Origin of the sequence: Actinomadura kijaniata NBRC 14229 (genome assembly GCF_001552175.1) — a bacterium.
GTDB lineage: Bacteria > Actinomycetota > Actinomycetes > Streptosporangiales > Streptosporangiaceae > Spirillospora > Spirillospora kijaniata.
In genome coordinates, this window is sequence record NZ_BCQR01000154.1 from 20,911 (window position 1) to 30,471 (window position 9,561).

6 protein-coding genes are annotated in these 9,561 nt (G+C 75.0%); all 6 read right to left on the bottom strand.

Translation table 11 applies throughout. The features are described from left to right. Positions 1-2: 2 nt before the first annotated feature. Complete coding sequence (locus tag AKI01S_RS37310; protein ID WP_067829004.1) at positions 3-1,877, bottom strand: arabinofuranosyltransferase; 1,875 nt, start codon at positions 1,875-1,877, stop codon at positions 3-5. Then, positions 1,874-4,225 carry a glycosyltransferase gene (locus AKI01S_RS37315; RefSeq protein ID WP_067829007.1) on the bottom strand — a complete coding sequence of 784 codons (2,352 nt, stop codon included), beginning with the start codon at positions 4,223-4,225 and terminating at the stop codon, positions 1,874-1,876. The genes AKI01S_RS37310 and AKI01S_RS37315 overlap by 4 nt, the downstream gene beginning before the upstream one ends. Continuing rightward, positions 4,222-5,136: a glycosyltransferase family 2 protein gene (locus tag AKI01S_RS37320; RefSeq protein WP_067829011.1), complete on the bottom strand. Its 915-nt coding sequence runs from the start codon at positions 5,134-5,136 to the stop codon at positions 4,222-4,224. Before AKI01S_RS37320 ends, AKI01S_RS37315 begins: the two co-directional genes overlap by 4 nt. Then, a complete protein-coding gene (locus AKI01S_RS37325; RefSeq protein WP_067829015.1) occupies positions 5,133-7,463 on the bottom strand; it encodes a hypothetical protein in 2,331 nt (776 codons plus the stop codon). Before AKI01S_RS37325 ends, AKI01S_RS37320 begins: the two co-directional genes overlap by 4 nt. After that, positions 7,460-8,509 (bottom strand): glycosyltransferase family 2 protein, encoded by a 1,050-nt coding sequence (locus AKI01S_RS37330; RefSeq protein ID WP_067829018.1) that lies wholly within the window; start codon positions 8,507-8,509, stop codon positions 7,460-7,462. Before AKI01S_RS37330 ends, AKI01S_RS37325 begins: the two co-directional genes overlap by 4 nt. Beyond that, positions 8,499-9,561: glycosyltransferase (locus AKI01S_RS37335; RefSeq protein WP_067829020.1), on the bottom strand; the 1,063-nt coding region annotated here is incomplete at its 5' end. The genes AKI01S_RS37335 and AKI01S_RS37330, both read right to left, overlap by 11 nt.

The window sequence follows — 9,561 nt, forward strand, 5'->3', positions numbered from 1 at the left end:
GATCACCAGGACGTGGCCGTTCGGCAGCGGCGAGACGGTGAAGCGCGCCGGGTCGAACAGCCGCCGTTCGAACCGGACCTCGTGGCCCTGCTTGGAGCGCCAGACGAACGCCGTGCCCTCCCGGCGCAGCACGAACACGTCGATCGGCCCGAACCGGGTCCGGGCCGACCCGTCCGCGAGGTCGCGCGCGGCGGCGACGCGCCGCAGCTCGGCCAGCCGCAGGTCCCACAGTTGCAGCGCGCTGCCCGAGGCCCCCGGTCCATGGACAGGTAACCGCGCCAGGGACGGAAGGCGAAGACCATCTCGTCGGACGCCAGGATGCGCGGCCGGGCGTTCCGGCCCAGCGCGCCGTCCACCCCTCGCAGCACCTCCGCCAGGGGGAACCCGAGCCGGTCGGCGTAGTGGGCGTCGGGCTCGAAGGCGCGGGCCGCCCGCGCGGCGAACCGCGGCCGGCTGCCGTCCGGCAGCGGCTGCATGTGCGCGTAGGCGAGGAACCCGCCGGGGGAGATCGACGGCTGGTTGCTCACGAAGTAGAGCCCCCCGCACGCGGTGAGGCACCCGGCCAGCGCCCCGGCCACCAGCCGCGACCGCGGGGCGGGGCCGTACCGGCGGACCAGCCGTGGCGCCGCCTCGGTCACCGCGAGGACCAGCGCCGCCAGCAGCACCGCGTTGATGACGAACCCCGCGTAGTAGAACAGCCCCGTGTGCCCGGAGAGGTGGTTGCGGACCACGTTCACCCCGACGTAGACGTAGCAGCCGCCCAGGATCGCCCACATCGGCATCGCCCACCAGGCCCGGCGGTGGACCAGCAGCCCCACCAGCCCGGCGAGCTCGGCCGCTCCGAGGAGGGTCGGCTGCAGGAAGGGGATCACGGCCTGGAGCGCGTAGACGGGCTGGTAGGTGTCGTTGACCTGCTCGGCGCCGTGCACCAGCGAGTTCCACAGGTACGGCGCGAGGTAGAGGGATCCGCAGGCGAGCGCGACGGCCACGACCCTGACCAGGTAGAGCAGGTAGCGCCCGGCGTCGCGCTCCGACCGCGCCACCAGCCACACCAGCGCCGGCAGCCCGGCGGCGCAGAACACGACATAGGCGTAGTAGTCCAGCAGGAGGAAGCCGCCGACCAGCCCGGCGGGCAGCCAGTGCGGGCGGCCCCGCGGCGGGGCGCCCGCCACCAGCAGCAGCCAGGGGACCGTCACCGCCAGCGCGATGACCTCGTAGGCCTTGTTGGCCGCGCCCAGGGTGTTCGGGGTGCCGATCGCCAGCAGGGAGACCACCGCCAGCGCCGCCGCGGCCGGAGCCCGCACCAGCCGCAGCCACAGCGCGAACCCCGCCACCACCGAGCCCGACACCGTCAGGATCTCGGCGGGCGCCAGCAGCCGCCAGGCCGGGACGCCCGACAGCGCCGACACCTTGCCGATCAGCCAGGGGAACAGCGGCGGGTACTCGGTGCGCACCCCGGTGCCCGTCCCGTCCACCGCCGCCCACTCGGTGGTGTACCGGTTGGCCATCGCGGTGAGCCGCCCGGTGTCACCGAGAACCCCCTCGTAGGCATAGGGGGTGCCGTGCAGCGCGGCGCGCAGCACCAGCACGGTGAACGCCGCGAAGAGCCCCACCGCCAGCCCGCACATCCACGGCCTGCCCCGCCACAGCGCGGGCACCGTGACGAGGACGACCGCCACGGCCCCGACCGCCGCCGGGAGGAGACGCCCCGCCCCCGCGAACGGGTCCGGATCCAGCAGCGGCGGCACCGCCGCCGCCAGGGCACCGGCGACCAGCCAGGTGAGCAGGGCGACCGCGACCGGCGAGCCGGAGAGCCGCGACCCGCGGCCACCCGAGGCCACGGGCGGCCGCGCCGCGGGGGTGGAGGTGGCGGTCACAGTCGCTCCAGGGGGCGGGGGGACGGCGCGGCGCGGCGCGGGCGGCGCAGGTCGAAGCTGGTGGCGAGCACCACCACGCCGATCACCAGCGAGACCGCCTGCGCGATGACCCAGCCCAGCGCCCCGGCGGTGAGCCCGGCGGGCAGCATCAGACCGCAGCAGGTCAGCACCAGCGCGGCGTTCACGCCGTTCATGAGGATGTAGGCGCCGGTGCGGTCCCGCGCGATGAGCGCGGCGTCCACCAGGTACGTGCCGGCGCTGAACAGCGCGGCCAGGGCCAGCAGCCGCAGGCAGGCGGTGGCGGACTCGGCGTAGCCGTCGCCGAACACCCGCAACAGCCACGGCGCGGCCACCAGCATCACCAGCACGGCGGGCAGCAGCATCCCGTAGACGGCCTTGATCGCCTTGAGCAGCTGGCGGCGCAGCGCGCCCCGCTGCGCCTCGGCGAACGTCACCTGCGCGGCGGTGGAGGGGATGAAGTTGAGGAACCCCGCCAGCTGGAACGCCACCGCGAACCACGCGGTCTGCCGGCTGCCCGAGATCGCCAGCACCTGGAGCGGCACGACGGTGCTGGGCAGGATGCCGAACACGGTCCCCAGATAGCTGCCGCGCGAGAACGACAGGTGACGGCGCAGCGTCTGCCGCCGCGACCCCCGGTCGTCGGCGCGCGGCAGCCGCCGCGTCAGCGCGATCCCGCCCAGCAGCGCCGCCAGCACGGTGCCGGTCCCGTAGGCCACCATCAGCCCGGGCAGCCCGAACGGGGTGAGGACCAGCAGCGCCACGACCTTGCTGACGCTGCCGACCAGGTTCTTGGCCAGCAGCGCCCCGGTGGCGCGGGTGGCGATCAGCCCGGCGTCCAGGGCGCCGCCCGCCGCGGTGCACACCACCAGCAGCGCCACCAGCAGCACCGCCCGCAGGTCGCCGCCGAGGTGGGGGCCGCCGCCGGGCAGCAGCGGGCCGAGGACGAGCAGCACGGCCAGGGCCAGCGTGCCGCCGATGACCGCCACCGCCGCCACCGCCGCCCGGATCAGCGTGCGCGGCTCGGGGGCACGCGGCAGGTGCCGGATGACGGTGTTGGGCAGTCCCAGGGACGCCACCGTCGCCAGCAGGTTCACCCCGGCGGTCACCCCGGCCAGCCAGCCGACGGAGGCCGGCGGGTAGGAGCGCGCCGCCAGCGTCCAGAACAGGAACCCGAAGGCCGCCAGCGCCGCGGTGTTGGCCAGCAGCAGGACCGAGCCCCGGTACAGGGCGTCCTGCGACAGGCGCCGCAGCCGTCTGCGCAGCCCCTCCCGCAGCGGGGAACGGCCGGCGGCCAGCAGTCCGGACAGGGCGCGCATCGTCGATTCCCCGATCTTCTCCCAGCCGTCCCCGCGCACGTGCGCCAGCGCGGCCCGGGCCATCGTCGTCAGCGTGGCCTCGTCGGCGCCGGCCAGCTCGGTCAGGGCCCGGACCAGGCCGGGGACGCTCCCGTCGTAGTGCCGCAGGGCCGCCGCGGGCAGCTCGGCCAGCTCGGGCAGGTCCGGGACCAGCAGCGGGCGTCCGTGCGACAGCGCCAGCAGCGCGCTGCCGCTGGTGGTGATCCGCCGGAACGGCAGCACCACGACGTCGGCGGCGGCGTACAGGTCCGCGAGTTCGGCGTCCGGGATCCGCTCCAGCCGCAGGGTCACCCGGCCGCCCGCGGCGGCCGCCGCCTCCCGCAGCCGCGCCGCCAGCGCGGGGTCCGCGCAGGAGCCCGCGACGACCAGCGACGCGGTCACGTCCCCGGGCAGCCGGGCGAACGCGGCCAGCAGGTCCTCCACGCCCTTGTACTCGGCCACCGCGCCGAGGAACAGGAAGCGTCCGCGGGCACGGGGCGGCGGCACCGGCGGGGCGGGGTAGGGGCCGTGCGGGACGACCACCGCGCGGGCGGGCCCGGCGCCGATCGACGCCAGGCCCTCCAGCGCGCTCCGCGAGTGCGCGATCACCAGGTCGCTGCGGCGGACCAGCAGCCGGCGGGCCGCGACGTCGTCGGCGAAGACCGGGGAGTGGGGCAGCACGTTGTGCGCCGTCCACACCAGGCGCAGCCGCAGCGCCCGCGACAGGAACAGCACCAGCGCGAACCACGTCTGGGCGAGCCGCCGCGTGCGGGGCCCGCCGGGCAGGGCGAAGGCGAACACCCAGTGCAGATGGACCAGCCGCCCGCCGGTGATCCGGTGCCGGAGCAGCTCCCACGGCAGCAGGAGCAGGTTGAGGGTGTGCGAGGGCGTCAGCTCACCCGCGTAACGGACGACGGCCCCACGCCGCCGCAGCTCGCCGTACAGCAGTTCCTGGTAGGGGTTGGCGTCACGGGGGATGACCAGGATCCTCACCGGCGGAACCGCCCGGCCGTCTCGGCGAGCACCCCGGCCCCGTAGACCAGGTGGTCGACGACCACGCGGGCCGCGCCGTTGCGCCGGTTGCGCCAGGCGGGGACCAGCAGCAGCGCCAGGTAGCCGGGCAGCACCAGGACCGACCAGGGCGGGGCGACGGCCGCGGCGGCCACCGCGACGGGAAGTCCGAGCAGGTACACCGGGTAGGCCACGACCATCGGTTCGGTCCTGGGCAGGCGCGGCAGCCGGGAGCGGTGCTTGAGGTACAGCCGCGCCCGCGCCTTGCCGTAGGCGTAGGAACGGCGCGCCTGCCGCCGCCGGTCGCCCCAGTCGTGCACCACCCGCGCCGCCGGCGCGCTGCGGATGCGGTACCCGGCCGCGGTGACCCGCCAGGAGAAGTCCACGTCCGACCCGTACTCGAAGGACTCGTCGAAGCCGCCCACCGCGTCGAAGACCGAACGCCGGAACGCCAGGTTGATCGTGGGGCACTCCTCCAGGTACTCCGGGACGCGCAGCGCGTCGCGGTCGTAGAGCCCCGCGTGGCCGGCGGGCCCGGTGGCGACCCCGGCGACGACGTCCTCGCCGTCCTTGGCCAGCGGGGCGAGCAGCTCGCCGAGCCAGCCCTCGGCGGGCAGGCAGCCCGCGTCGGTGAACACCACCACGTCGCCGTCGGCGGCGCGCACCCCGACGTTGCGCTGGTGCGGGATCGACACCCGCACGCCCGGCGGACGGTCGTAGCGCAGCCAGCGCACCCCGGGGTGCGCGGCGGCCAGGTGGTCCAGTCGGCCCTCGGAGGCGTCCACCACGACGATCTCGCAGGGCTCCGCGGAGCGCGCCGCCTCGGCGGCCACCCCCGACAGGGTGGCGTCCAGTTCGGGCTCGTCCTTGCTGATGACGACGATGGAGATCATCGGTGGTACACCTCGGAGGATCCGTTCGTATACACGAGGTCGTAGTGGCTTCTGACGAACTCGGCCGGGAAGGTGTAGGAGACCAGCTTGTTGTCCACGCTGGAGCGGGCGCGGCCCTGCACCACGTTGACGCGGCTGGCGTAGATCCAGGCGTTCTCGTTGAGGGCCTGCGGGGCCAGGTCGGTCATCATCCCGGGCCGCCACGCGCCCAGCTGGGTGAACAGCCGCACCTGCCCGTAGCGGTCGGAGTAGACCATGTCGCGGTTGTCGGCGATCTGCGCCGCCAGCCACTGCGCCCCGGCCAGCTCGGACCGGTGCTGGTAGAAGCGCTCGTGGTCCTCGCCGCGGGAGGTGAGGTTGGTGGCGGCGGGACCGCCGAGCACGACGGCGGACAGCCCGCTGGTCTTGACGAAGATGGTCAGGACGGCGGCGGCGAAGACGCTCCAGGCCAGCCGGTCCCGTCGCTCGGCGGAGGCGCGCGGCAGGATCCGGCGCAGCCGTGGCGCGGCCTGGTGCAGCATCCAGAACAGCGCCACCGACACCAGCGTCAGCGCCTGGATCTGGGCGCGTCCCTGGTTGTAGGTGCTGGACAGCGTCCCGGAGAGCCGGAACAGCACCAGCGCGCCCAGGGCGGGGAGGGCGAGCAGCCCGACCTGCCGGGTCAGTCCCGGTGACCGGCGCTGGAACGCCATCAGGGCGGCGGCCACCAGCGCCAGCAGGTTGCCCAGCTGGGCCAGTACCAGCACGCCGAGGTTCAGCATCATGCTGATCGGGACGATGCGCGAGGCGGGCTTGGGAACGGGCTTGTCCCGCAACGCGTAGCGCGGGTCGGCCGCCGCCTGGTGCGGTTTGACCCAGGGACGCTTGGCGGCGTAGGAGGCGGCGACCTGCTTCTGGTACTCGGCGGCGGGGATGACGGCGCCCTCGCCGCTGGACAGGTAGGCGGCCAGCAGTCCCTTGCCCTTGCCGTGCGGCAGCAGTTGCAGCCCGTCAGAGCTGATCGCGTTGCGGAGCTGCCCGACGTTGGAGGCCGACTGGGTGATGGGCCCGTACCAGAGCGCGGCGCTGCCCAGGGTGGTGACCAGCGCCGCCGCGACCGTCCAGCGGATCGCCGCGGTGCGTTTGACCAGGCCCAGCAGGATCTGCACGACCACCGCGCCGACCAGCATCATCAGCGCGAAGTACGCCGAGGAGTAGTGGGAGACGACCAGGGCCGGGCCGAACATCACCACCAGCGCCAGCCGGGGCGGCCGGGGCATCCTGATCTCCAGCAGGGCCGCGCTCAGCGCCAGGAACAGCAGCAGCGCGACCTCCTGCCGGGCGAGCGCGGGAAGCTGCTGGGAGACGCCGCCCTGGGCCAGCACGTAGGCGGCGGTGACGGTGGCCCAGCGCAGCGGCAGGAAGCGGACCGCCAGGTTGAACACGCCCACCACGAACATCGCGAACGCCGCCGGGTAGGCCAGCTTGAGGATCAGCACCGGGTCGATCCCGGTCAGGGCGTGCAGCTGGGCGGGCAGGACCGTGATGCTCAGCATCGCGCCGTAGGCGTCGGGGTGGGGGTGCATCTGCCACACCCCGTCCTGGATCGTCTTGGTCACCACCGAGTACTCGATGGAGATGTCGAACCCGTACACCAGGTCGCTGCGCAGCGAGTAGCCCCACATCATCGCCAGGGACACCGCGAACAGCAGCACCGAGATGCGGGTGACGTCCAGCCGGTCCGCGCGGATCGCCGTCCAGACCAGGACGGCCCCGCAGCAGGCCAGGGCCACGATCGCCAGTGCCGGGCCGTGGTCGTGGTTGAGCCGCAGGGCCCCCACCACGGCCAGCAGCGGAAGCGTCAGCGACAGCGCCAGCCACCGCGCCGACGGCAGCGCCGGGCGGGGGATGGCGGTGCTGAGCGGCGCGGTGGTCCCGGCCAGCAGCAGCACCAGGCAGGTGAGCTGCAACCCGATCAGCAGCGGCGCGGGCCGCAGCGGCTCGTCCACGCCGAGCTGCGCGCCGACCAGGTTCACGCCCAGCCCGGACGTCAGCAGCACGATCAGCGAGCACGCGGGGACGTACAGCGGGAACAGCGCGACCGACGTGCCGGGGACCCGCAGCGCGTTGAGCAGCAGCAGGCCCGGCACGGTCAGCAGCATCGGGACGAGGGCGAGCTGGGCGACCCACACGTCCCGCAGCAGCGACAGGACCGTCATGAGGGTCAGCGCCGCGCCGTAGTACACGACCCGGCGGAAGATCAGCCACTCGACCGTGCCGGGACGGTGCCGTGGCGGTGGTGCGGGGAGCGGGGCCGGTGTCCGCGCCGGGGGGCGAACGTCGATCACTCGGCCTTCCCTGGCTCGGAGCGGGGCTCGCGGGGCATGTCCCGGAACGCCCACGCGCCGCGCACGAACCCGACGTTCTCCGACGCCTCCTGCGCCAGGACCAGATAGGGGTCGAGCAGCGCCTCGGGGGTCCGCCCGAGCACCGCGTCGCGCAGACCGCGCGGGTACAGCACCAGTGGCAGCAGCGCGGCGACGGCGGCCAGCGGCCGGGCCCGCAGCGACCCCACCAGCAGCGTCAGCACGAGCACCGGCCAGGGGAACAGCGTCGGCCGCACCCCCGACCACTTGCGGTACTGGATCGCGTTGCCCCTGCCGTAGGCGAGGCTGCGGCGCAGCAGGCCGCGCGGGGTCGGGGCGAAGCTGTGCGTCAGCGACGCCTCGGGGTCGAAGACCATCCGCGTGTGGCCCGCGCGGCGCAGCCGCCGCGACAGGTCCTCCTCCTCCGAGCCGAACCGGAAGCGCTCGTCGAAGCCGCCGACCTCCAGCAGGGCGTCGCGGCGGAAGGACATGTTGCCGCCGGTGAAGGAGTAGACGTCGCGGCGCGGCCCGGGCCGCGGCGTCCGCCACTGGTCGCGCAGGTACAGCCAGAACCGGTACGGCAGGGCCTGGCTGGTGGTGAGCTCCAGCTCCAGGGGCTCGTGCCGGTTGTTGCGCTCGACGTAGCGCGCCAGGAACCCGGTGCCGGCGACGACGGGCACGACGGGACCGCCGACGCCGGTGACGTCGTGCCCGTCGTACCCGGCCAGCAGGAGCTCGGCCCACCGCGGAACCGGCTCGCAGTCGTCGTCGAGGAAGGCCACGACGGGGGCCTTGGCGGCGCGGGCGCCGGTGTTGCGGGCGGCCGACAGGCCCCGGTTGCGCTCGTGCCGGAGGACGGTCAGGCCGCGGGCGCGGGCGAGGTCGCCGGTCCCGTCGGCCGAGCCGTCGTCGACGACGATGATCTCCAGGTCGGCGCGGATCGTCTGCGCGTCCAGCGCGTCCAGCGTGCGGCCGATGCGGTCGGCGCCGTTGAGCGAGCAGAGGACGACGGTGAGGCTAGGGGGCATCGCGCTTTCTTCCTTGGCGGTGGCCGTGCACGGCTCGGTACAGCGCCGCGGTGGCGGCGGCGACCTCGCCGAGTTCCGTCCCCGGGGCCGCCGGGGGTGCGGCGGCCGGGCGGGACGGCTGAGCGACAAGCGACTCAGAATAGGACGAAACCTCGACCCCGGCGGACAGGAACCGCCGAAGGACGTCGGCCAGGCGGTCCGGGGAGCGCGGCGGCGCGGTCCAGGGGGAGCCGGCGAACAGCTCCGCCAGCCCGCCCGCGGTGGTCGCGACGACCGGGACGCCGTAGGCCCGCGCCAGGTTGGCCACGCCGCTCTGCTCGGCCTTGCGGTAGGGGAGCACCACGCACTCGGCCGCGTCGAACCAGGCGGCGATGTCCCCGTCGGGGACGAACCCGGTGAACACCAGCCGGTCGGCGACGCCGCCGCGCGCCGCCAGGCGGCGCACCCGCCCCAGGTGCAGGCGGTCGCGCGCCTCGAACAGGCGGAACGGGCCGCTGCGGGGCCGGACCTGCCCCGCGACCACCAGGCGGACGCCGCGCAGCGTCGCCGGGGAGCGGCGGCGCAGCAGCGCCAGGGCCGCCACGAGGTCGTCCAGGCCCTTGTCGACATGGATGAACCCGAAGGCCAGCAGCACCCGGTCGCCGTCGAGGCCGAACCGTTCGCGCAGGTCGGCGGAGGTGCTGACGGCCCGCGGCGGCGGGGTGGAGAAATGGGGGACGATCCCGGCCCGGCCGGCGGGAGCGCCGACCGGCCCGGTGAGGCTGTCCAGCGCCCCGCGCGTGTGCACGACGATCCGGTCGCTGCGCTCGGCGATCCGCCGGTACAGCGCCCGTCCCGGGCCGCGCAGCAGCGCGGTGTCGCGGGTGACCTCGTGCATGGTGGTCACGACGGGGACCGGGCCGCGCGCCAGCTCCTCCAGCCAGCGCACCAGCGCGGGCGTGCGGGCCCCGAAGGCCGGGACCGCGAACTGGACGTGCAGCACGTCCGGCGCGAACCCGGCCACGGCGGCGCGCAGCCCGGCGTGCGCGCCGCCCGCGCCGAGCGCGCCGACG